The sequence below is a fragment of the Streptomyces aquilus genome (genome assembly GCF_003955715.1).
Taxonomy (GTDB): domain Bacteria; phylum Actinomycetota; class Actinomycetes; order Streptomycetales; family Streptomycetaceae; genus Streptomyces; species Streptomyces aquilus.
In genome coordinates, this window is the sequence record NZ_CP034463.1 from 9,618,408 (window position 1) to 9,642,438 (window position 24,031).

Consider the following 24,031-nt stretch of genomic DNA (forward strand, 5'->3'; position numbering starts at 1 on the left):
TGGGCGGTTCGTCGTCAGGGAGCGGGTCCCCGCGGCGCTCGACACGGGCGGCCGCGGGAATCCCTCGGGGCGTCTGGAGTTCCGCTGCCTCAGCTGTTGGTGACCGACAGCCCGAGCTTCTTGATCGCGGCGACCGTCGAGGCCTGCACCTTGGTGACCGCGTCCGGCAGGGTGCCCTGACCGATGGCAGCGGTGAAGTCTGTCTCGACCTGCTGGAAGGTCGGGCCGTTGGTCCAGGTGCTGGGCACCTGCGCGGCGGAGGCCTTGTACACGTCACCGACCTTCTGACCGCCGAAGTACGGGTCACCCCCCGTGAGGGACGGGTCTTCCTGTCCGGCCTTCGACGCCGGGTACAGGCCGCCTTGGATGCCCGTCTTCACGGCCTGCGGGTCACTGGACAGGAAATCGGCGAACTGCACTGCTTCCTTGGGCGTCTTGCACCCGGTCATCACCGAGGTGGCCGAGCCGCCGCTGCTGGCGCTCTTGCCGTCGCCGGCCGCCCAGGTCGGCATCGGGGCCACCCGCCACTTGCCGGACAGGTTCTGGAGGTCCGACTTCAGACCGCCGGCGGCCCAGGCCGCGCCGACGAACGTCAGCACCTTGCCGGCTTCGGAGGCCTTGTTGAACTGCGGGTCCCAGGCGCTGCCGCTCTTCGCCACCAGGCCCTGGTCCTTCAGGTCCTGCCAGTACGAGGCGACCTTGCGGGTGCCGGGGTTGTCGATGCTGACGGTCCAGCTGTCTCCCTTGGTCGAGTACCAGGACTGGCCGGTCTGGAGGGTGAAGGACGCCAGACCGCCGGCGTCGGCGAGTATGGTGCCGAACTTCACGCTGCGGTCGGCGGTGGTGACCTTCTCGGCGTCGGCCTTGTACTCGGCCCAGGTGGCCGGCGGCTTGCTGATGCCGTACTTGGCGAACAGGTCCTTGCGGTAGAAGAGGACCATCGGGCCGACGTCCACCGGAACCCCGTAGATCTTGCCGCCGACGCTGGAGGCGGAGACGGCCGACGGGATGTACTTGTCCATGCCGTCGCTCGCGTACTGCGTGACGTCCATGACCGAGTTCTTCACGAGCATCGACGGGATGTTCTGGTACTCGATCTGGGCCAGGCACGGGCCCTTGCCGGCGGTGAGCGCGTTGCTGATCTGGGTGTAGCCGCCCTTGGGGCCCGACGGGATCTTCTTGAAGGTGATCTTGGTGTTCGGGTGGGAGGCGTTCCACTGGTCGACGATCTTCTCGTAGCCGGCCCAGCCCCAGAACTCCATGTTCACCGGCCCGGCCTGGCTCTTCTCCGAGTCGTCGGAGCCGCTGCTGCACGCGCCTAGGCCGGCCACGAGGAGTGCCGTGGTGGCGAACGTCAGGATTCTGCGGGTGCGTATGGTGGTGTAGTCCATGCGAGGAAACCTTCTGTGACAGGGGCTGACTTGCTGGAAGGCCGATGGGCGGGCGGGCAAGGCCCGCCTATCGGCCGGTGCCGAATTCCACGCCGAACGCGGTGGTGACCGCGGCCAGGACGTGCGGTGCCGTCGGCCCCGGGCCGCAGGCCGCGCTGCCCAGACCGTGGTGCGCGTGATCGAGGTGCAGATGGAGCGTGCCGTCGCGGACCAAGTCGTGCTGGTGGGAGGCAGCGGTCAGGGCTTCGGTGCTCCACGGACGAACCGTCAGGTCGATGACCGGGTCGCCGGAGATGAGCAGGGTGCCGTCCGGGGTGGTGATCCTGGCGCGGCGGACTTGGTGGCGGTTGCCGTTCTCCTGCGGGCGGACCTGCGGGATCTGCATCGCCGAGACGGTCGACAGATGGCGGCCGACGCGAGCCGCGGCGCGGGAGTCGCGGTACGCCTCACCGGGGCCGGGGCCGAACCATTCGACTTCGGCGTCGGTGCCGGGCAGCGACATCGCGACCCCCAGTCGGGGCAGCGGCACGGACCATGGGCCGTCGGGGGTGACGACGGCGTCCAGTCGGAGCCGTGTCCGGCCCGCCGCGTCCGGTGTGTCGCAGGCCGTCCAGCGGTAGACCACGCCGAGCCCGCAGGAGGACCCGGCGGCGGCCAGACGGGCGGTGACCGTCAGTCCCGACGCGTCGGGCTCGACACCCAGGACATCGTGGCGCATCCGGTCCAGCCCGGCGGCGAGCCAAGGGCCGATCTGCGCCTCGCCGAAGGCGCTGAGCAGGTCGTTGTCGATCGGGGCCCGCCAGACGTCCAGCATCGGACCGTCGAGCTCCAGGTCGCCGAGCCGTGTCAGCACCCCGGTGCGGGCGTCGAAGCGCGCGGGACCCAGTGCGACGTACCCGCCATGGGCGATCGCCGGCGCCGGCGGGGCGGGGGCGGGCGAGGCGGCCGGGGCCACGACCAGGCCCTGGCCCCAGGCGATCTCGTGACCGGCCCCGGCCCAGGTCTCGTCGGCGGCGAGCACCGCGGTCACGGTCAGCCACACCTGGTCGCCGGAGTCGTTCTTGCGCGCCGCGTCGAGCGCGGCGGTGACCTCGGCGGGCCATGCGAGGGTGGTCGTCGCGCCCGCGGCGGTCGCGGGCACGCTCAGGCCGCCGGAGCCCACCGGCTCGCCGCCGTCCTCGACGGTCCACCGGCAGTCCAGGTAGCCGCTGTCGCGGACGTGATGCAGGTTGCGCACGCTGATCTGACCGGCCGCCGGGTCGATGTGGATCCGGACCGGTTCGATGACCTTCTTGTACTCGACCAGGCCCGGGGACGGCGTGCGGTCGGGGAAGAGCAGCCCGTCGGCGACGAAGTTGCCGTCGTGGATCTCCTCGCCGAAGTCGCCGCCGTAGGCGTAGTACGAACGGGGCTCCTCCTGCCCGTTGATCGGGGCGGTCCGGGTGATCCCGTGGTCGATCCACTCCCAGATGAATCCACCGGCCAGCCGCGGATGCGCCTCGATGACCTGCTGGTACTCGGAGAGCCCGCCGGGTCCGGTGCCCATGGCGTGGCCGTACTCGCACAGCACGGCCGGCAGGGCGCGGCGGTGTGCGTCGTCGGCCGGATCGGCCGTCGGCGCCTCCTGGCCGCGGTCCACGGCGGCCAGTTCGTCCACCCCGATGTACATGCGGGAGTACAGGTCGACGTAGGCGCAGCTCGCGAAGTCGCCCTCGTAGTGGATCAGGCGGCTGTCGTCGCGCCAGCGGATCCACGCGGCCGCGGCGGCCAGGTTGACTCCGGTTCCGGACTCGTTGCCCAGCGACCAGACGACGACGGAGGGGTGGTTCTTGTCGCGCTCCACCAGCCGAGCGGTCCGGTCGAGATAGGCCTCGCGCCAGGCGGGGTCGTCGCTGGGGTTGCGCCGCCAGCCGCCGGGTTCGAAGCCGTGCGTCTCGAGGTCGCCCTCGCAGAACACCCACAGGCCGTGCTCGTCGCACAGGTCCAGGAAACGGTGGTCGGGCGGGTAGTGGCTGGTGCGTACGGCGTTGATGTTGTGCTGCTTCATGAGCAGCACGTCGGTCAGCATGGTGTCCTCGGTCAGGGTCCGTCCCGTCAGCGGATGCCATTCGTGGCGGTTGACGCCCCGCAGGGAGATCGGCCTGCCGTTCACGGTCAGGACGCCGTCCACGACGGCCACGGTGCGGAAGCCGATGCGCAGCGGTATCCGCTCTCCGGCTTCGGAGACCAGCTCTCCCGTGTAGAGGCGCGGCCGCTCGTCCGACCAGGGCTCGATGCCGTCGATCACGTGCGGGCCGGCCGGATCGGCGGCGGATATGCCGAGCTCGGGCACCGACAGGGACACCCGAGTGGGGGCGGTGACGTCGACGGCCAGGGTGCCCTGCCGCGTCGTGTGGTCGTAGGCGGTGTGGACGAAGAAGTCCTCGACACCGCGGGCGGCCACGGACACCGAGCGGAAGATCCCGGACAGCCACCACATGTCCTGGTCTTCCAGGTAGCTGCCGGACGACCACTGGTGCACGCGGACGGCGAGTACGTTCCGGCCGGGCCGCAGGGCGGCGGAGGCGTCGAACTCGGTGGTCAGGCGGCTGCCCTTGCCGTCGCCGAGCCGGATCCCGTTGAGCCACACCGCGAACGCGGAGTCGACACCCTCGAACCGGAGCACCGCGGCCGATGCCGGGAACCCGTCCGGAACGTCGAACGCGCGGCGGTACTCGCCGGTCGGGTTCTCACGGGGCACCCGCGGCGGGTCGACCGGGAACGGGTACAGGATGTTGGTGTAGGCCGGGGCGCCGTAGCGCGGCTCGCCGGGCAGGCCGGTCATCTGCCAGCAGGACGGTACGGCGAGCAGGTCCCAGGCGGTGTCGTCGAAGTCCGGCGCGGCGAAGTCCCCGGTGAGGTCGTCCAGCCCCGACGCCAGCCGGAAGCTCCAGTCGCCGTCGAGCGTGATCGTGGGCAGGTCGGTGGTGAACGCGGCGCGCGGCCGCAGCCGTCCGGTGCCCGGCGACAGGTCTTCGACGTAGGCGTGGGGGTCGAGGCCGTTCATCAGTGAAGGTGTTTCCTCTCGAAATGCCTCGTGGTGAGGGGAGCGGCTGGGAAGGGGACTGTGTCGGGGGTACGTCAGGCGCTCAGCGGTCGCCGCGGACGGGGCCGCTGCTGTCCCTGACGGTCAGGGTCGGGCGCAGCAGCGACACGACGTTGGTCGGCGGTCTGCCGGAGTCGACGGCTCGGAGCAGGAGTTCGACGGCCTGCTGGGCCATCTCGCGTTTGGGGAAGGTGACCGTGGTCAGTGCCGGTCGGATCCGCCCGACCTGGGCGATGTCGTCGAAGCCGACGACGCTGACGTCGTCGGGGACCCGGCGTCCGGAGCGGACCACCGCTTCGATGGCTCCGATGGCCAGGACGTCGTGGGTGGCGAAGATCGCCGTCAGCTCCGGATCCGCCTCCAGCGCCGCCCAGGCAGCGGTGAAACCGCCGGCGGCGTCGTCGCTGGTGCAGGCGAACACCTTGCGGTCGTCCAGGCCGTCGGCGGCGAACGCCCGGCGCAGCCCCATGACGCGCGGTGTGTGCGCGGGGAGGTCGGCGATCACCGCGACGTTCCGGTGGCCCAGATCCCGCAGGTGGCTCCCGGCGAGAAACCCGGCGTGCTGGTAGTCGATGGACACCACGGGGAGGGTGGTCGGCGGGTCGCCCTCCCAGGCGAACAGGGCGACCGGGAAGTTGGCCTCGGCGAGCATCGGCAGTTGCTGTTCGACGCCGTTGTCCCCGGCGACCAGCAGGGCGTCCACCGAGCGGGCGGTGAGGTTCTCCAGGTGGGCCCGGGTGTAGTCGGGATCGTCGCGCGTCGTGGCGAGCAGCAGGTTGTATCCGTGGCCGACCAGGAGGTTCTCCACCTCCTCGACCACCTCCGAATAGAACGCGTTGGCCACCGACGGCACGAACAGGCCCACCGTCGACGTGCTGCCGGTACGCAGGGAGCGCGCCACCAGGTTCGGCTTGTAGCCGAGTTCGGCGATCGCCTTGTTCACCTTGGCCAGGGTCTCCGGCCGTACCTTCTTGCCGGACACCACGTTGGAGACGGTCTGCTTGGTGACTCCCGCCCTCGCGGCCACGTCCGCCATTGTCACCACGTCGGCTCTCCAAAACTTTTATCGATCCACAAAAGTGGCGTCACTGTAGGACGGCCACCGCGGCAGGGCAAGACTTCGCGTCACGGCCGTGATTCAGCCGTGACGGAGCACGGCGAGGGCGCGACGAGGAAGTTACGGCGGTTTTCCACGAGTTGAAGCGCACGGAGCATTGACGGTCCCGGAAATGCGGCAGTAACGTCCCCGCCACGCCGGCCCCATGGATCGGTCCACGTGGGGGCGCCGGCTCCGCGCATGCTCCGCGCCCTCTCCAGCAGGCGGCGAGCGCCTTGCACAGACCTGGAGAGGTCTCGTCCTGAGGAGAGACTGACATGACCAGACCGGCCGGCGGCGACGCCGACCCGAACCCCGTCCCGGCGCGACGCAGCTCGCGCGTGAAGCGCTTCATCGCGGCTGCCGCCGGCGCCACCCTCGCGGCGGCGAGCCTCATGCTCACCACCATCGTCCCCGCCCACGCCGCCACCACCGTCCACACCTACGCGCCGACGGGAGTCGGAGGCGGCACGACGACGTCCCCGGACGTGGCGTCCGCCAAGTACCAGGTGCAGGTCGCCGGCACACAGGTCCAGGCTGTCCAGTACACCCAGAACGGCCACAACTTCGACATCGCTCGCTTCGCGTCGGACTCCCGGACACCGACGATCACGGTCACGCTGCCCAGCACCACGATCGACACGGTGAACGTCTATCCGGCCCGCTACTACCCCGCCGGCAGCGTCTCGGTGAGCGCGGACAAGCACACCCTGACGTTCCAGCTGTCAGCGGCCGCCGGGTTGAACCAGGCGATCGTGATGGTCAACGGCGACTCGACCAACGCCACAGGGCAGCCCTACCTGGCGGTCGTCAACGACCCGCTGGAGGACCCGGCGCAGCGTCTGGACACCACGAGCGCACCGGACGGCTCCGGCGTCAACCTGCAGACCGGTGTCCTCAACTTCCAGGAGTTCGCCGCGAAGTACCTCGCCGCGCACCCGAACAGCGCGGCCCAGAAGGCTCCCGCCGCGACGACGAGCTCCATGGCCGGCAAGACCGTCAACGGCACCGCCATCCCCGCCGGCCAGAAGTCCTCGGCCGGGAGCCTGGTGAGCGCGAGCAGCGCCAATGTGCGCTACCCGAGCGTACGGACGATGGCTGCCGATGACGTCACCTACGCCCTGCGAGCCGCCATCGACACCATCAAGGCCAACCCCACGGCACTCAACACGCTCTACTTCCCCAACGGTACATACGTGTGGTCCGGGCTCCTGGTCAACGGTCTGGACGGCAGCAAGCTCAAGGGCGGCAAGCTGAAGATCTACACCGCCGAAGGGGCCCTGCTGAAGAACCGCGTCCAGGCGTACATGGAGGCGTTCGAACCGGCGATCGGGATCATCAACTCCAGCGACATCGAGATCGACGGCCGCGGCGTCTTCGACGGCAACGGCGTGGCGAACTACCGCAGTGACTCGCACGACGCCTACCGCAGCCAGCACCAGGGCGGCGTCATGGTCATGCACTCGTCGGACATCACGTTCAACGACACCTACGTGCGCGACGCGAAGCAGTGGAACTACGAGACCCACACGGCAAGCAGGGTGACGTTCAACAACATCAAGGCCCTCACCCCGTACCGCCAGCCGTGGATCGACGGAACGGACTTCGCCAGCGGCCAGGACATCACCGCGAACGGCGTCTTCACCCTGGGCAACGACGACGCGTTCGCCTCCGGCCACTACAACCCCAGCGACGGATTCACCCCGCTCGCCTCCGGCGTGTGGAACAACTTCCAGCTCGGTACCTCCACCGCCGACGTCCAGGGCTATGTCAACGCGGTGGCCGCCCACGACACCGTCGTCGACGATCTGGGGTTCGACAACTACCACTGGGACCACGCGGACTCGAAGAACATCGCGGTCAGCAACACGCTGAATTGGTCCGTCGCAGCCGGAAACGCGATCCGGATCGGATGGAACGCGTACGGATACCGGCTCACCAACTACACCTTCGACAACTTCAACTCCGTGTCGCCATTGGCCGGTGGCATCTTCACGCACAACAGCCCCAAGCCGTACCCGCGTATCCAGAGCATCGTGGTGAAGAACAGCTCGATCGACACTTCCCGGTTCACCCAGGGACCGGTCGGGATCAACGGCGGCAACGGGTCCACCCAGACCATCACGGCCGACGACCAGGCAACCTACGGACTTGCCCCGAACCCCGACGGTTCGGGCAGCACGTACACGTACACCAGGACTCCGATCGGCACGTTCACCCTCGACAACGTGTGGTTCTCGCGGCAGAACACCAGCAGTTCGATAACCGGCGTCACGAACGTGACGCTGAAGAACCTTCGCGTCGGGGGCCAACTCGTCAGATACACCAGCCAGTTCCCGCTGACGACGAGCGGGGTCGGTGCGCTGACCAGTACCTACACGGACGCGAACGGCCAGACTCAGAACGTCAAGGCTGGTGCTCCCGCCAACGGTGACACGTGGGTGGGTGCGTGGACCGGCGACCAGACCAGGAACAACTCCTCGGACCTGACCCTCATCACCCGCAACACCGGGGTCGGCCTGATGGGCGAGCAGTACACCACAGGATCCGGGGACGGAAAGCTCTCCTACGTCCAGTTCCCCCTCAGCAGCCTCACCAGGGCACCGAGCCAGGCGACGCTCCACCTCACCTACGTCGGCCACCGCTATGCGTCGGTGCCGTCGACCGACACCGACCAGCTCCTCGTACAACCCGTCAGCGACACCACCTGCACCGGCGGCGGCACGTCCTGCCCGGTCGACACCATGACCTGGCAGAACCGGCCGAGCTTCACGGCCACGGCCTCCTCCGTCGCCAAGTCGGCCACTTTCGCTCTCGGTTCGACCGTCATCCCCGAGGGCGGCGGGACCCACCAGGGCAACGCCATCGACGGCCGCGACATCACCGTCGACATCACCTCCTTCGTCCAGAACGCCTACGCGGCCGACCAGTCCACGCTCCTGCTCGCCGTCGGCAACGCGGGGGGCACCAACCACGAGCTGCGGTTCGTCAGCTCCGAAGGCGCCACCGGCTCCGGAAAGCTCACCAACGGGACCGCCGAGATGGCGCCCGGGGTGACCGTGACCCCGTAGACACTCCAGGCCGGTCCGTCCCCGCGAGGGCGGACCGGCCTCAGCTGCCCAGGTGCACTCACCACCGACGACGGAGCCGCCCCATGCCCCTACCCGACCTTCCCCTCAACCGTCGGCGTTTCCTCACCACGGCCGCCCTCGCCGCCGGCGCCGCGGCCCTGCCCGGCCTCGTCTTCGCCGACCGGGCCGCCGCGGCCGTACCGCCCCAGGTCACCCTTCCCGACCGCGGCATCTGGGACAACGCCACCGCCGCCGCCTGGACCGACGGGTTCCTGACCGGAAACGGCGAGTACGGAGCCGTCTACTACGGGGACCCGGCGCTTGAGAAGGTGATCCTCAATCATCACCGGTTCGTACTGCCCAACGGCAGTCGGAGCGTCATGCCCCCGGTGATCTCGCCGTACCTCGAAGCCGCGAGAGACCAGGCTCTGGCCGGCGACTACTCCGGCGCCTCCGCAACCTTCGCCCACGGCTGGAGCCTGCGCTGGACCCAGACCTTCCACCCCGGCTACGAACTCAAGCTCAGCACCCCGGGCATGACCACCGTCAACGACTTCGCCCGCATCACCGACTTCCGCACCGGAGAGGTCGCCCACACCTGGACCGACCGGTACGGCACCTGGCAGCGCCACGTCTTCGTCTCTCGCGCCGACCAGGTCGTCGTCCACGAGCTGCTGCCCGCCACCGGCCGCACCGTGGACACCACCCTCAGCGTCAACACCGCTCTCGCGGGCGTACCGACCAAGGTGTCCTTCTCCACCACCGCCACCGTCACCAGCGGCGACGGTTACCTGAACCTGCGCGGCACCTACCCCTCCGGCGGTGCCTACGGCTACGAGGGCGTCACCCGCGTCGTGGTCTCCGGCAGCGGCTCCTCCGTCACCGCCGACGGGCAGACCCTGGTGGTCGCCAAGGCCACCAGGGTGCTGCTGCTGACCAAACTCGGCCGGTACGAGACCTCCACCGGCTGGAACAGCCGGCCCCTCCAGACCGCCCTCGCCGCGCTGACGGCCGACTACGTCACCCTGCTCGGCCGCCACGCCCCGAAGCACCAGGCCATGTACGACCGTTCCAGCATCGACCTCAACGTCCCTGCCGCCGACCGCCAGTTGGCCACCAGCGAGCTCATAGCCCGCCAGAACAGCGACGCGTCCGCCATCGACGTAGCCCTGCTGGAGCGGATGTACGACTCCGGCCGCTATCTCTTCGTCAGCTCCAGTGGCGTCCTGCCACCACGCCTGACCGGCATCTGGACGGGCACCTGGAACGGCTCCTGGGCCGACGACTTCACCACCGACGCCAACATCAACCTCCAGGTCGCCGGCGGCAACATCCTCGACCTCACCGACGCGATGCAGGGCTACTTCGACCTCATCCTCGGCCAACTCGCCCACTGGCGCGACAACGCCACCAACCTCTACGGCGCCCGCGGCTTCCTCGCCCCGTCCCGGACCGACGGCGAGTACGGGCACATGCTGCACTTCAACAGCGGCAGCTTCCCCGGCGAGGCCTGGACCGGCGGCGCCGACTGGCTGCTCCACCCGCTTCTGGAGTACTACCAGGTCACCGGCGACGCAGACTTCCACAAGAACAAGCTCGGCCCGGCCCTCATGGAACTGGCCCTGTTCTACGAGGACTTCCTCACCCGCACCGACGCCGGCGGCAGGGCCGTCTTCGTCCCCTCCTACTCGATGGAGAACACCCCGCTCAGCACCGGCCAGGCGTTCTCCGTCAACGCCACCGGCGACATCATGGCCGGCCGGCACGCCCTCCAGGCCGCGATCGACGCCGCCGACGAACTCGGTCTCGAACAGGGCAGCGGCAAGGGCGTGGCCCGCTGGACCGCCCTGCTCGCCAAGCTGCCCGACTACACCGTCAACAGCGACGGGGCGCTCGCCGAGTGGTCCTGGCCGGGCCTGACCGACCGCTACAACCATCGACACGTCCAGCACCTGTACGGTGCCTGGCCGCTGCACGAGATCAACCCCGAGGAGAAGCCCGACCTGGTCAAGTACGCGGCCAAGGCCCTGGACAAGAGGGTCGACCAGAACTACTCCGCCCACGGCAGCCTCCACCGGGCGCTGGCCCGCGCCCGACTGAAGGACGGCCCCGGCGTCTACGGCAACCTGCTGAAGATCTACGGCAGGAACATGGTGTGGCGGTCTCTGATGACCTCCCACAACCCCGACCTGGACATCTACAACTGCGACGCCGCCAACACCATCCCCGCCGTCCTCGGCGAAGCACTCGTCTACACCCGTCCCGGTGTCCTCGAGATCCTCCCCGCTCTGCCCGAGCAGCTGGACAAGGGCACCATCAACGGCGTCCGCGGCCGCAACCGCATCACCGTCCAGTCCCTGTCCTGGGACACGGCGGCCCGCACGGCCACCGTCACGCTCACCTCCGACATCGACCAGAACATCACCTTCATCTGCCGCCGCGGCATCGCCTCCATCCGCACCGGTGCGACGGTCACCACGTCGTCGCTGGGCAACCACGCCCGCACCGTGTCGCTGACCGCCGGCACGAGCACCACGATCACGATCGGCCTGCTGACCGGCCTCTTCAAGCTGGTCAACCGCAAGAGCGGCAAGGTCATGGACGTGTCCGGCTCCTCCACCGCCGACGGCGGGCCCGTCATCCAGTACACGTGGTCCGGTGGCGCGAACCAGCGGTGGAAGCTGCTCCCCGACCACGACGGCTCGTTCCGCCTGTCCAACGTCAGCAGCGGCAAGGTGCTCGACGTCCCGGCCGGCTCCACGAGCAACGGCACAGCCCTGGACCAGTCGTCGGACGCCAACGGCACCCACCAGTGGTGGAAGCTCGTTCCGGCGGCCACCAGCGGCTACTACCGCCTCGTCAACATCAAGAGCGGACTGTGCGCGGACGTGCAGAGCGGATCCACCGCCAACGGCGCCAGGATCATCCAGTGGCCCGCCAACGGCGGTTCAAACCAGGAATGGCAGCCAGTGGGGCTGTGACGGCCCTGGCATGACGACTGGTCACAGCTTCGCGAATCCGGTGGCCGCAACGCGCCAACATTGTCACACTCCGTCATGTGGCGTGGAATACGGGGGAGTTGAAGCCGAAATGGCTGGCAGCGCTTGGTGCCTTCGTGTTGATTCTGATCGCGGGGTTCTGGGCCGCGTTCACCTTCGTAGAGAATGAGAAGCTGCTTGAGGGTGTCGTCGCCGTCGCGGGGACGCTTCTGGTGGCGCCGGTGCTCTGGGCAGGTCGCATCCTGGCGGAGAACAGCAGGACCACAGGTGAAGAGGCGGCCCAGCTGTGGGCAAAAGCGGCCGAGGCGCTGGCGAACGAGGCCAGTGCGCTGTACCGGGAGCGGCAGGGGAACCGGCGGCTGGACCAGACAGAGCGTCCCGTTCCGGTTCGCTGGGCGTGGGCACACCATGAAGGCGTCGGCCTGCCCGAGGCGGTCGCCGGGACGGGGGCCGGCGTCGGCACGCCGTCGTTCGCCGTACTGCCAGGCGCGGAGGCCGCATCGCCGGACACCCTGAATGAGGGGGAGCTCAACGAACTGTTCGACGTCTACGCCGGTATTCGGACCGGGCGCATGGTCGTACTCGGGGAACCCGGATCGGGCAAGTCGGCAGCCGCGGTTCTGCTGGCGGTACAAGCCCTTGCGCACCGTGAAAGCATGGGCGAGGCGGTGGACCGTGAACAGCTACCCGTACCGATACTGCTCACCCCTTACGGGTGGAACCCGGGGCGGCAGACAGCGGAGGATTGGCTCGCCGAACGGCTGGTGAGTGACTTCAAGACCTTTCGAGGGCGCCTTCTCGACCCGCGAACGCCGACGCGGTTGATCCATGAGGGACGCATCGCGCTGTTCCTTGACGGCTTCGACGAGATCGACAGCGGAAAACGAGTGGCGGCCCTGGAATCGCTGCACGGGCTCAGTCGCCAGGTCCGGGTGGTGATCTTCAGCAGGAGCGAGGAATTCACGCAGGCGCTGCACACACAGCCGCTGTCCGGGGCCGCCGTGCTCGAGCTTCGGCCGGTGGCCGCCGAGACGGCTGCGGACTGTTTCGCGGACTGGCAGACCGCCGGGTTGCCATCCCGCCTCCGCGAACGCCTGGCGGAACACCTGTGGGCACAACCTGACGGCGTCCTGGGGCAGGCGCTCAGCACGCCGCTCATGCTGACCCTGCTCAGGGACGCATTCCGTGGCATGGACACCGAGGAGGCCACGGCTGTCGTGGACGCGCTCCTCTCGCCTTCGGAGTTCACCTCTGCCGAGGAGATCAACGACTATCTGCTCGATCGCGTCCTGCCCGCCGCGTACCCTCCGAGCCGTCCGGGTGTCCGCACTCCGTACACCCGGGATCAGGCAGAGCGCTGGCTCCGTCTGATCGCCGCCAGGATGACCGCCCACGGGACTTCCGAGTTGGCGTGGTGGCAGATGCATGAGTGGGCTTCCGCCTCGTGGCGGATCGTGGGAGGCGTGGTCGGTGGCGGACTCGCCGCGGGACTGGCTTCCGCACTCGTCTCCCGGTTCACCGACGAACTCGGTGAGCGCACCGTCATCGGTTTCCTCCCGGCCTCGGTGGCGGGCGGCGTACTGGGACTCGCCACCGCGATCGTGACCGAACGGCGGGCCACGCGGGTCAACGTCACCGGCGGTGCCGGCGAAACCCGGTTCAACGTGGGGATGGGGCTGATGGCCGGTCTCGCTGTCGGGAGCGCGGTAGCGCTGACCGTCGGCCCCGCGTCCGGTCCGGCAACAGCCGCGACGGTGGGTCTGGCCGCCGCCCTGACGGCCGGAACCGCGACGGGAAGGGCCGCGGGCGGAGACGGCCTGCCTCCTCCCCACTTCACCGCCGACCCGAACGCCAAGCCGGCGGAACGGTTTCTGGGTCGGCTGATCGCGGGGCTCCCAGCCGGGCTCGCCGCGGGGATACCGGCCGGGTTGGCCGGCGGCATCCCGCTCGGACTCGCGCAGGGCATGCAGCGCGGGCTCGGTGTCGGTCTGGCGATCGGTTGCGCCTACGTCCTCGCGTTCGGGCTCCTCGACGGCTTCACCCGCATCACGCCCGACCAGGACTCCCCGGTCGGCCCGCTCTCCGTCTGGGACCAGGACCGAAGACACGGCCTGGCAACGGGACTTGTCTTCGGCCTCGCCATGGGCTTCGCCGCAGGGCTCACCGATGCCCTCGCCACCGCGCGCCATGATCCGCTCGGTGTGGCGGTACCGGTAGGGCTGATCACCGGAGTGGTGATCGGGGTCGTCACCGGGACCGCGGCCGGGCTCACGGTGTCCAACAGCTGGCGGACCGCGGTGGTGTTCGTGCAGTTGTGGGCGCAGGGAGTCGTCCCGCTGCGGGCCATGCGTTTCCTCGACGACGCCTGCAAGCGGCAGGTGCTGCGGGAGACCGGCCCCACCTACCAGTTCCGGCACACACGTCTTCGGGATCGGCTGACCGTCCTGGCCGGCGAGCAGGACATCTGAACACCGGTTCGGCCGTGTCGCCAGTACGACGATCCACGCCTTGCCCGTCGCACACGGCTCAGCCGACTAGGCCGTTGTGCGTGCCCCCTGGAATCCGCCGACCGACCAGGGGGCCCGGCGGGTTCACCTCATGGGGTGTACGGGGTGTGGGTGATGGAGGAGATCTTGAGGTAGCGGGCGCCGTCAGAGGTGGCCCAGGTGGAGGAGTCCGGGTCGCCGGGCCAGTCACCGCCGACCGCGATGTTGGCGATGAAGCGCAGGGCCGTCCCGGCCGGGGTCCGGTACCAGGTGGTGCCCGTGATGTTGCCGTCCACGGCGAAGTCGATGTGGTCCGGGAACCAGCTGAACGAGTAGGTGTGGTACGAGTTCGTCCAGCCGGAGGAGTTCGTCCTCGAGAACTGCTGCTGGGCGTTGTTGATGTCGTGGGACGTCTGGTAGACGACACCCGGGTTCTGTCCCACGATCTCAGCGGCGTCGAACTCGGGCAGCCACGGATTCAGTGCCGCCGCCCATACCGCCGGCAACAGCCCCCGTCCGTTGGGCATGTTGGCGGTGAAGCTGTAGGTGCCGTACCCGTACCGCGCCGTCGACTCAACACGGCCTGAGTAGTAGACCCCGCCCCCGGCGTTGTACGCCTTGATCACCAGGGTGTTGCCCTCGTACCAGACGCAGTCCGGCCGGTACGTCTCCAGCTCGTTGTTGGCGGTCCACCTCGCGTTGATCTTGGTCCAGGAGTTGACGGCCACCGGGGCACCCCAGGATGCGGCCCGTGCGCTCTGCGCACCCAGGATCAGCGCGGGAGGCACGGCCAGCGCGGCACCGAGTATGCGTCTGCGGCTCGGCCTGCCAGAGGGAGGGATCATCGCTGCTCCATTGCTTGGATGAACGTGGGGGGTTGGGAGCGGTCCCATGCTCCGCTTGTGGCTGGACTGTAGGAGTCCGTTTTATCTTTGACAAGATGTGCCGCACGGATCGGTTCATTGCTTTGATAGTTGAACGATCAGGCCCTGGAGCGCGAACCTGTCACCGTCCCGTCGTTCATCCAGCGCCCTCGCGCCACCGAGGTGCGGGAACGGTTCCCTCCGACCAGAAAACCGGGTGTCAGCCTGCCAGCCGGGCTTTCCAGATCTCCTCGCTGGGCCATCGCCGGGCCCAGTCGGCGGAAACCTCCGCGTAGTCGCGTGCATGCTGGGGCGCCTGAATCTCCATCAGGTCTTCGACGACGAAGCCGCAGGCCCGCAGCAGACGGAGCATCTCACCGTGCGGCAGGATGAACTGCACGTGATTCCCCCAGTGCAGCCGAGTCAGACCGAACTGCCCGCGGGACAGGGTGGTGGATACCGGACCCTCGGACGGCGCGCACAGCGCGAACAGCGGTGAGTAGCGCGAGAACACCAGGTGGCCGCCGGGAACGAGAAGCCGGGCTGCCTCCGGGATCCACTCGTAGGGGTCGCACCACAGCGAGGCGCCGTACTCGCTGATCGCCAGGTCGAACGTGTTGTCCTCGTAGGGCACCTTCTCGGCATCGCCCAGGACAAGGGGGAAGTCGATGCCGAACTCCGCCTGCATCGCGCGAGCGGTAGCGAGCTGCTTCTCCGAGACGTCGATCCCGACCGGGTGGGCTCCTGCTCTGGCCAGCCAAGCGGAAACGTAGGCAGTACCGCAGCCCAACTCAATGGTGCGCATCCCGTCGATGCCGTCGGGGAGCAGGGAAACCTGCGACTCGGGGACGGCCCACAACCCCCAGGACGGTTCCACCTGCGCCCAGTGATCACGGGCGAGCGGCCCGTGCCACGCAGCCGCCTCGTCATCCCAAAAGCGTCGGTTCTGCTCCACATGGTCCGTCGGACCGTGATGAGTCATGGAGGCATTCGATCGAAATGGCTGCTGCTCCGGCAACGGAATTTCCTCGGTCCCAGGCAGTCTTGACAGCTCCACCGCCGGACGTGATACCGATCCGCCCCGCAGGAAATCCGGGAACCCGGTGCTTTGACCCTCACCGACGCATTCGCCGAGCTGAAGAGGAACGGCACCTACGCCAAGCATCGGTCTGCTCGCCGACGCCGACCTGTGGCGGGCGGCCCTGCTCGTCGTCGGCCCCGAGCTCCGGTCCTTGTCGTCGAGCCCCTGCACCGCGGGCCTGGTCGCTCTCGTGCTCAGCGAGATCGCGCGGGTCAGCGTCGGGGCAACCCCTCGGGTGCCGTGCCCTCGGTGGCGCTCAGGTCCTGGGTTCCTATGACGGACAGCAGTTCCAGCTGCTCGGCTCCCCGGCTTCCGGGCGGCGCGGTGAACCACAGCAGACGCTGTCGTCCGTCCTCACTGAGCAGGTTGTAGCAGTCGAGTTCGATGACGCCGAGCGTGGGGTGGACGATCTTCTTGTGGTCCTTGCGGCGTACCGCGACGTCGTGGGTGTCCCAGAGGGCCGCGAACTCCTGGCTGCGGCGGCGCAGTACGGCGACCATCCTGGTGATCTCCGCGTCCTGTCCGCGGCGGGCGGCCGCTGCCTGGAGGTCGGCCACGAACACCCGTGAATGGTGCGGGTGATCCTCGGACGGGTACCTCTCGCGCGCCTGTGGATCGGTGAACCAGCGGTACACGAAGCTTGCCGTCGGGCCGCGGTGTGCCGGGGACTTGCCGAGCAGGTCACGGGCCAGGTCGTTCTCCACCAGGGTTTCGTGCAGGTCGGTGATGACGCGCGCGGGGGTGTTGGACAGCCGGTCCAGCAGTCCGAGCAGCGCGGGCTGCACATGGGCCGACGCTGCCTGTGTCGACGGAGGGATCGGCCGTTCGGCCAGGTGGAACAGGTGGTCGCGCTCGTCGCCGTTCAGCCGCAGGGCTCGGGCGAGGGCGGCCAGGGTCTGGGCCGAGGGCTGCACGCCGTTCTTCGCGCTGCCGCGTTCCAACTCGGTGTAGTAGTCGGCCGACAGCCCTGCCAGCTGGGCGACTTCCTCGCGGCGCAGCCCGGGGACGCGCCGGCGCGGGCCTTCGGGGAGCCCGACCTCGGCGGGGCGGATGCGGTCGCGGCGTGTCCGGAGGAAGGCGCCGAGTGCTGAAAGGTTCACCTCTTCATGGTCGCTCGCGCGCCGGGCCGTAGCCAGGGGGTGGCATCCCCTGGGTAAACACAGCCCTGGCTGGGGGTGGGGGAGCGGTCGATCGTTGACGGCACAGCAGGGCGCGGCAGGGCCACGGCGAGACCGCGGCCCGACCCGCATTCACCACAGGAGTCAGTCATGCCCCACCCCACTTCCCTCGACGGGCTCGCTGCCCGCGCCCAGCCCCGTGTCGCGATCGTCACCGGCGGCTCGCGCGGCATCGGCCGCCGGACCGTCGGTCGGCTGGCCGCCGACGGGTACGACGTCGTGGTCGGCTGGGCCGGCAACCAGAGCGAGGCCGAAGCAGCCGTGAAGGAGGCCGTCACCGCCGGCGTCCGGGCGATCGCGGTACGCGCCGACGTCGCCGACGAGTACGCCGTCGAGGCCCTGTTCGACGCGGCCGAGGCGGAGTTCGGCGGTGTCGACGTCGTCGTGCACGCGGCCGGGCGGGCCCACATGGCGCCGATCGCCGAGCTGGACCTGGCCGTCCTGGACGACCTGCACCGCACCAACATCCGCGGCACGTTCGTCGTCGTCCAGCAGGCAGCCCGTCGGGTGCGCCGCGGCGGTGCGATCGTGACGTTCTCGACGTCCGTGGTGGGCCTGGCCTTCCCGAACTACGGCGCGTACTCCGCCAGCAAGGGCGCGGTCGAGGCGCTGACGCTGATCCTGGCCCGGGAACTGCGGGGCCGGGACGTCACCGCCAACGCCGTCGCGCCCGGCCCCACGGCCACCGACCTGTTCCTGGACGGCAAGGACGAGGAGACCATCGCCCGGCTGGCCGCCCAGCCCCCACTGGAGCGGCTGGGCACACCGGCCGACATCGCCGAGGTCGTCGCCTTCCTGGCCTCCCCGGCCGGCCACTGGATCAACGGACAGGTCGTCCGCGCCAACGGCGGGATCATCTGAACCGCCCGCGGCTCCCCATCGATCAACGAACGCCCCTGCCACGACGACAGCCTCTCTGAGAGAAGGAACGACCAGCCATGCCTTTCGCGAACTTCAAGGTCCCCGAGAAGACCCTCACCCCGAAGCAGAAGGAGGAGATCGTCACCCGTACCACCGAGCTGTACGTCGAGATCTACGGCGAGCGCGCCCGCGCCAACACCATGGTGCTGGTCGAAGAGGTCGCCGACGGCGGCTGGGGCATCTCCGGCGATGTGCTGACCCTCGCCATGCTCGGTGAGGCGACACCGACCGACACGAGCGAGGACTGACCGCACCGGCCGTCATCCGGCCAGGAAACGGCCGCTGTGAGCCAGGCCGTTTCCTCGCCTTCGCGGTCCGACGAGTTGGGAACCCGGGTTCGCGGATCTAGTCTCTGAACCATGCACTCGGCACCCCCGGCAGCGCCCCGTCCGGCGCAGGTGTTCTCGACGGCACACCTGCCGCCGGGGGAGCGGCTGCGGGCCTGGGAGGAGCACAACGCCGACGCGTTGATCGCCCTGACGTGCCGCACCTCGGGCGGCGCGGACTTCCGGGCACGCGAGGACAACCTCGACCTCGGGCGGGTGCATCTGGCCCGTGTCCGCACCACGGCGCACATGGTCGAGCGTCCCGCCGACCTCATCGAACGGCGGCCCACGGGTTCCGTCGCGATCTACGTCTCGCTGCGCGGGGAGGCCCTGTTCCAGCAGGCGGGCCGACGGCAGGTCGTCCGCCCCGGCGACGTCCTGGTCTGCGACGCGGACGGCAGCTTCGTCCGCGGGTTCGGCCAGGGTCTGGACGAACTGGCGGTGCGCGTGGACCGCGGCGCGCTGCCGGAGGGTGTGCGCGTCGGGGAACCGCTCATCGTGCGGCGTGACGAGAGCAATCCGTACGGCCGCGCGCTCGCCCGCATCGTCGGACGCGCCGTCGGAGTCGAGGGCGCGACCCGGCCCGACGAGCAGGCCGTCGTCGACCTGGCGTCGGTGCTCGTGAGCGACGGGGCCACGCGCCCGCCCGTCGTGCACCGCGCGCTCGCCTGCGCCCTCGTCGAGGACCGGCTGGACGATCCGCGCCTGTCGGCCCCCGAGGTCGCCGCCGCCGTCGGCATCAGCGTCCGTCAGCTCACCCGCGTCTTCGCCGACGCGGGCACGACGTTCCCGCGCTACGTCCTCGGCCGGCGCCTCGAAGTCGCCCACGGACTGCTGACCGGGCCGGCCGCCGCCGAGGTGCGCACGGCGACCGTGGCGGCCAGGTGCGGATTCAGCTCGGTCGCCCACTTCTCGCAGACCTTCCACGCCCGGTTCGGCATCACGGCGGGCGAGTTGCGCCGTACGGCCGCGAAGCGGGACTGAGCGAGCGCGGGCGAACCATCGTCGCCACGGCGGCGAAGCGCCCTCGAAACAGCCGCGTCATACGGATTTCGGCCGTCCTCCAGCCCGTCCCGCCCGATGGAGTCGCGGCCGGGGGCAGGCTGCCTTCAACGCACCGCGAGAAGAAGGCGAGAGCCCCCATGCCCGAGTTCAACGACGGTCAGGAAGAGACCGGACTCCCGACCTCGTCGCACGTCGAGACCGATGTCCTGATCGTCGGCTCCGGCCCGGCCGGCGCCTCGGCGGCGCTGTTCCTGTCGACCCTGGGGATCGACAACATCGTGATCACCAAGTACCGGTGGACCGCGAACACGCCCCGGGCGCACATCACCAACCAGCGGGCGATGGAGATCTTCCGCGACATGGGGATCGAGGACCAGGTGCTGGCCGACGCCACCGCTCATGACCTCGTCGGTGACACCGTCTTCTGCACCTCCATCGCGGGCGAGGAGATCGGTCGTATCCACACCTGGGGCACCCGGCCCGACCGGGAGGCGGACTACCGGCTCGCCTCGCCCTGCCTCACCGTGGACATCCCGCAGACCTATCTCGAACCGATCCTGGTCAAGAACGCCACCGTCCGCGGCACCCAGACCCGTTTCTCCACGGAGTACCTCTCGCACACGCAGGACGACACGGGCGTCACCGTCCGGGTCCGTGACCGGCTCACCGGCCACGCGTACGACATCCGTGCGAAGTACCTCATCGGCGCCGACGGTGCCCGCTCCCGGGTCGCCGAGGACATCGGCCTGCCCTACGAGGGCGCGATGGACATCGCCGGTTCGATGAACATCACCTTCAAGGCCGACATCGCGTCCTACGTCGGCCACCGGCCGTCCGTCCTGTACTGGGTGATCCAGCCCGGCGCCAACGTCGGCGGCATCGGCGCGGGCCTGGTGCGGATGGTCCGCCCCTGGGACGAGTGGCTCATCGTATGGGGCTACGACATCAACTCCGAGCCCCCCGTGGTCGACGAGACCGAGGCCATCCGCATCGTGCGCCAGCTGCTCGGCATCCCGGACCTCGACGTCGAGATCACCGGCACCAGCCTCTGGGGCAACAACGAGATGTACGCCACCCACCTCCACAAGGGCCGTGTCTTCTGCGCCGGAGACGCCGTCCACCGCCACCCGCCGAGCAACGGCCTGGGCTCCAACACCAGCGTCCAGGACTCCTACAACCTGGCCTGGAAGCTCGCCGCCGTGCTGCGCGGCCAGGCCGACCCGTCGCTCCTCGACACGTACTCGGCGGAGCGGGCGCCCGTCGCGAAGCGGATCGTCACCCGGGCCAACAAGTCCAGCCGCGAGTTCGTCGACCTCTTCCAGGCCCTCGGCGTGCTCGACGCCAAGGACGAGGACGAGATGCGGGCCCTGATCGAGGAGCGGAAGGCCAACACCCCCGAAGGCGCTGCCAAGCGGGCCGCGCTGGTGGCGGCGATGGAGACCAAGAACTACGAGTTCAACGCACACGGCGTCGAACTCGGCCAGTTCTACGAGTCCGCCGCCGTCCTCTCTGACGGCACCCGGCCCGCGCCGAGCAGGGACGAGGACCTCTACCACGTCATGTCCACCAGCCCCGGCGCGCACCTCCCGCACGCCTGGGTCGGCGACAACGTCACCAAGCTCGCCCTGATGGACCTGGCGCCGTACACCCGCTGGACCCTGATCACGGGCATCTCCGGTGAGGACTGGGCCGGCGCGGCCGAGAAGGTCGCCCGGGACCTCGGCATCCCGCTCGAAACGGTGGTGATCGGCCCGGGCCGCGAGGTGACGGACCTCTACTACGACTGGGCCAAGCTGCGTGAGGTCGAGGAGTCCGGGGCGATCCTGGTGCGCCCCGACAAGCACGTCGCCTGGCGCTCCATGAGCCTCGCCGACGACCCCGCGGCGGCGCTGCGCGGCGCCCTCACCCAGCTCCTCGGAAAGGCCTGACCCGTGCGGTTCACCCACGAGACACTGCCCCAACGGGTCGTCTTCGCACCCGGCGAGGCCACGACCGCCGTGGCGGCAGAAGTGGCCGCGCTGAAGGCCACGAAGGTGATGCTCATCGCCGCGCAGACGGAGGCGGCCCTCGCCGGCCGCGTCGCCGCGGGCCTGCCGGTGGCGGTGCGCCACGACGAGGTCGTCATGCATGTCCCGGTCGACGTCGCCGAGCGCGCCCGCAAGGCCGCGGTCGAAGGGGCCGTGGACGCGCTGGTGTGCGTCGGTGGCGGCTCGACGACCGGGCTGGCCAAGGCGGTCGCGCTGACGACCGGCCTGCCGATCGTGGCCGTCCCCACCACGTACGCCGGCTCGGAGGCGACGAACGTCTGGGGCCTGACCGAGGGCGAGGTGAAGAGCACCGGCGTCGACCCACGGGTCCTGCCGCGCTCGATCGTCTACGACGCCTCGCTCATGCTCACCCTGCCGGTGGAGATGTCCGTGGCCAGCGGCCTCAACGCCCTGGCCCACTGCGTCGACTCCATGTGGGCTCCGCGCGCAGACCCGATCGACCGGGCCCTGGCGGGGGAGGGGATCCGGGGCCTGGCCCGCGGCCTGCCCGCCGTGGCCGCCGACCCGGCCGGGCTCGAAGGACGCCAACAGACCCTCTACGGGGCCTACTTGGCCGCGGTCGCGTTCGCCTCAGCCGGCTCGGGCATGCACCACAAGATCTGCCATGTGCTGGGCGGCATGTTCAACCTCCCGCACGCCCAGACCCACGCGGTGGTGCTGCCGCACGTGCTCGCCTTCAACGCCCAGGCCGTACCGGAGACCGAGCGGCGCATCGCCGAGGCCTTCGGCAGCCCGACGGCGGTCGCGGGACTCGCCGCACTGCGCGAGGCGCTCGGCGCTCCCCGGGCGCTGCGCGACTACGGCATGCCCGAGGACGGCATCGCCCGGGCCGTCGCCCCCGTACTCGCCGCCGTCCCCGCCGACAACCCCACCGCTGTCACCGAGCAGAACCTCACCGCGCTGCTGCGCGCGGCCTGGGAAGGACGTGACCCCGCATGACGCTCCACGATGTGTCTGCCGAGCAGGCGGCCCGCGAGGAAGACCTGATCGCGCGCGTACAGCGGTCCTTCGACTCCTGCCAGGACCCCCGCCTCAAGGAGCTGATGCAGGCGATCGTCAAGCACCTGCACGCCTTCCTGCGCGACGTCCGCCTCACCGAGGAGGAGTGGCGCAAGGGCATCGAGTTCCTCACCGCCGTCGGCCATCTGACCGACGACAAGCGCCAGGAGTTCATCCTGCTCTCCGACACGCTCGGGGCGTCGATGCAGACGATCGCCATCAACAACGAGGCCTACGGCGACGCCACCGAGGCCACCGTCGTCGGCCCCTTCTTCGTCGAGGACTCCCCGAGGATCGAGCCGGGCGAGGACATGTCCTTCGGAGCCGCCGGCGAGCCCTGCTGGGTCGAGGGGACCGTCTCCGACGCCGACGGGAACCCGATCGCCGGGGCGAAGATCGAGGTGTGGGAGGCGGACGAGGACGGGTTCTACGACGTCCAGTACGACGACGACCGGGTGACAGCCCGCGCGCACCTGTTCACACAGGCCGACGGAGGCTACCGCTTCTGGGGCGTCACACCGACGCCGTACCCGATCCCGCACGACGGTCCCGTGGGTAGGATGCTGGCGTCGACCGGCCGCTCACCGATGCGGGCCTCGCACCTGCACTTCATGGTCGAGGCGCCCGAGTGCCGCACCCTGGTCACGCACATCTTCGTCCGGGGCGACGAACTGCTCGACTCCGACACGGTGTTCGGCGTGAAGGAGTCGCTGGTCAAGGACTTCGACCAGCACCCGGCGGGCACGCCGACACCCGACGGGCGGGTCATCGACGGCACCTGGACACAGGTCCGCTTCGACATCGTCCTGGCCCCCGCCGACGGCCGCGGCTGACCCGGGTCCGCGGCAGGTCCCTGCCTGCCGCGGACGACTCCCCGGCGAACACGGACTCATGGGCTGTCCCCGCCGATGGACTCGTCGTCAGGGTCGTCGGTCGCGTACAGGGTGGGCCCGAGACGTGCGGCCAGCGTGCTTCCGGCGATCCGCGTTTGTACGACCGCGCCGTCGGCGTTCATCGTCAGCGCCGCGTAGTACCCCGACTCCCGCCAGTCCGTGGGCATGTGGAAGAAGAACTCCGTGACGTCGTCCGGGTATTCGTCGCGCAGCAGGGGAAGCAGCTCCTCCAGAGTGCAAGTGCCGCCCAGGCCGCTGATCATGACGGCCACTTGGTTCGGTGCCGGCCGCCACGCCCGCACATGGGCGTAGCCCTCCCAGTCATGGAAATGCCGCACGTAATGCTCGTCGCGGATCATTTCCGGATCAGCGCGTTCAACAGCCAAGAGGAATCCCCTCCTTCTGGGCACCCGGCTCCAACACCCCCACAACAGCAGTTCCACGGTAGGGGTGAAGGGGCGCCGGCGACCGTCCCGGGCAGTCGACGCGGGCTGTCCGAGGAGGTCAACGGAGTTCGCTGTGACGGCAATTCGATCCCGTTCCGGACCGGACCGGGGGCGACGCAGTCGCATAGGCTGGGGTGAGCGGC

The 24,031-nt window shown here is 69.6% G+C and carries 16 protein-coding genes; 9 read left to right on the forward strand and 7 right to left on the reverse strand.

The genetic code is table 11. From position 1 onward, the window contains the following. Positions 1-89: 89 nt before the first annotated feature. The 3 genes from EJC51_RS44100 to EJC51_RS44110 form a co-directional block, all read right to left on the reverse strand. Positions 90-1,391 carry an ABC transporter substrate-binding protein gene (locus EJC51_RS44100; RefSeq protein ID WP_126276256.1) on the reverse strand — a complete coding sequence of 434 codons (1,302 nt, stop codon included), beginning with the start codon at positions 1,389-1,391 and terminating at the stop codon, positions 90-92. 67 nt (positions 1,392-1,458) lie between these two features. Continuing rightward, positions 1,459-4,437: a glycoside hydrolase family 2 TIM barrel-domain containing protein gene (locus EJC51_RS44105; RefSeq protein ID WP_126276257.1), complete on the reverse strand. Its 2,979-nt coding sequence runs from the start codon at positions 4,435-4,437 to the stop codon at positions 1,459-1,461. An 82-nt stretch (positions 4,438-4,519) separates the two neighbouring features. After that, positions 4,520-5,512, reverse strand: a complete 993-nt coding sequence (locus EJC51_RS44110) for a LacI family DNA-binding transcriptional regulator (RefSeq protein WP_126277392.1) — start codon at positions 5,510-5,512, stop codon at positions 4,520-4,522. Positions 5,513-5,850: 338 nt separating this feature from the next. Here EJC51_RS44110 and EJC51_RS44115 point away from each other — a divergent pair, with 338 nt between their 5' ends. The 3 genes from EJC51_RS44115 to EJC51_RS44125 all read left to right on the forward strand — a co-directional run bounded on the left by EJC51_RS44115 (position 5,851) and on the right by EJC51_RS44125 (position 14,110). Beyond that, entirely contained in the window at positions 5,851-8,643 is a 2,793-nt protein-coding gene (locus EJC51_RS44115; RefSeq protein ID WP_126276258.1) for a DNRLRE domain-containing protein, read from the forward strand. A gap of 83 nt (positions 8,644-8,726) precedes the next feature. Then, positions 8,727-11,624: a glycosyl hydrolase family 95 catalytic domain-containing protein gene (locus tag EJC51_RS44120; RefSeq protein ID WP_126276259.1), complete on the forward strand. Its 2,898-nt coding sequence runs from the start codon at positions 8,727-8,729 to the stop codon at positions 11,622-11,624. 134 nt (positions 11,625-11,758) lie between these two features. Further along, positions 11,759-14,110: an NACHT domain-containing protein gene (locus tag EJC51_RS44125; RefSeq protein ID WP_126276260.1), complete on the forward strand. Its 2,352-nt coding sequence runs from the start codon at positions 11,759-11,761 to the stop codon at positions 14,108-14,110. A gap of 128 nt (positions 14,111-14,238) precedes the next feature. Here EJC51_RS44125 and EJC51_RS44130 read toward each other — a convergent pair whose 3' ends face one another. From EJC51_RS44130 to EJC51_RS44140, 3 genes are all read right to left on the reverse strand, one after another. Then, complete coding sequence (locus EJC51_RS44130; protein ID WP_126276261.1) at positions 14,239-14,973, reverse strand: glycoside hydrolase family 16 protein; 735 nt, start codon at positions 14,971-14,973, stop codon at positions 14,239-14,241. Between the two features lie 238 nt (positions 14,974-15,211). Next, complete coding sequence (locus EJC51_RS44135; protein ID WP_244363171.1) at positions 15,212-16,009, reverse strand: class I SAM-dependent methyltransferase; 798 nt, start codon at positions 16,007-16,009, stop codon at positions 15,212-15,214. Between the two features lie 275 nt (positions 16,010-16,284). Next, positions 16,285-17,172 carry a helix-turn-helix transcriptional regulator gene (locus EJC51_RS44140; RefSeq protein WP_126276262.1) on the reverse strand — a complete coding sequence of 296 codons (888 nt, stop codon included), beginning with the start codon at positions 17,170-17,172 and terminating at the stop codon, positions 16,285-16,287. Between the two features lie 168 nt (positions 17,173-17,340). Between EJC51_RS44140 and EJC51_RS44145 the strand changes: the two genes are divergently transcribed. The 6 genes from EJC51_RS44145 (at position 17,341) to EJC51_RS44170 (ending at position 23,382) form a co-directional block, all read left to right on the forward strand. Next, positions 17,341-18,111, forward strand: a complete 771-nt coding sequence (locus EJC51_RS44145; protein ID WP_126276263.1) for an SDR family oxidoreductase — start codon at positions 17,341-17,343, stop codon at positions 18,109-18,111. A 77-nt stretch (positions 18,112-18,188) separates the two neighbouring features. Continuing rightward, entirely contained in the window at positions 18,189-18,419 is a 231-nt protein-coding gene (locus EJC51_RS44150) for a tautomerase family protein (RefSeq protein WP_126276264.1), read from the forward strand. A 111-nt stretch (positions 18,420-18,530) separates the two neighbouring features. Continuing rightward, complete coding sequence (locus tag EJC51_RS44155; RefSeq protein WP_126276265.1) at positions 18,531-19,481, forward strand: helix-turn-helix domain-containing protein; 951 nt, start codon at positions 18,531-18,533, stop codon at positions 19,479-19,481. Positions 19,482-19,639: 158 nt separating this feature from the next. Then, complete coding sequence (locus EJC51_RS44160; protein WP_126276266.1) at positions 19,640-21,430, forward strand: FAD-dependent oxidoreductase; 1,791 nt, start codon at positions 19,640-19,642, stop codon at positions 21,428-21,430. Between the two features lie 3 nt (positions 21,431-21,433). Next, positions 21,434-22,489 carry a maleylacetate reductase gene (locus tag EJC51_RS44165; RefSeq protein WP_126276267.1) on the forward strand — a complete coding sequence of 352 codons (1,056 nt, stop codon included), beginning with the start codon at positions 21,434-21,436 and terminating at the stop codon, positions 22,487-22,489. Beyond that, complete coding sequence (locus tag EJC51_RS44170; protein WP_126276268.1) at positions 22,486-23,382, forward strand: intradiol ring-cleavage dioxygenase; 897 nt, start codon at positions 22,486-22,488, stop codon at positions 23,380-23,382. Before EJC51_RS44165 ends, EJC51_RS44170 begins: the two co-directional genes overlap by 4 nt. Positions 23,383-23,438: 56 nt before the next feature. Here the strand turns inward: EJC51_RS44170 and EJC51_RS44175 are convergent, their stop codons facing one another. Continuing rightward, positions 23,439-23,828, reverse strand: coding sequence for a hypothetical protein (locus EJC51_RS44175; protein WP_126276269.1), 390 nt, complete (start codon positions 23,826-23,828; stop codon positions 23,439-23,441). Positions 23,829-24,031 lie beyond the last annotated feature (203 nt).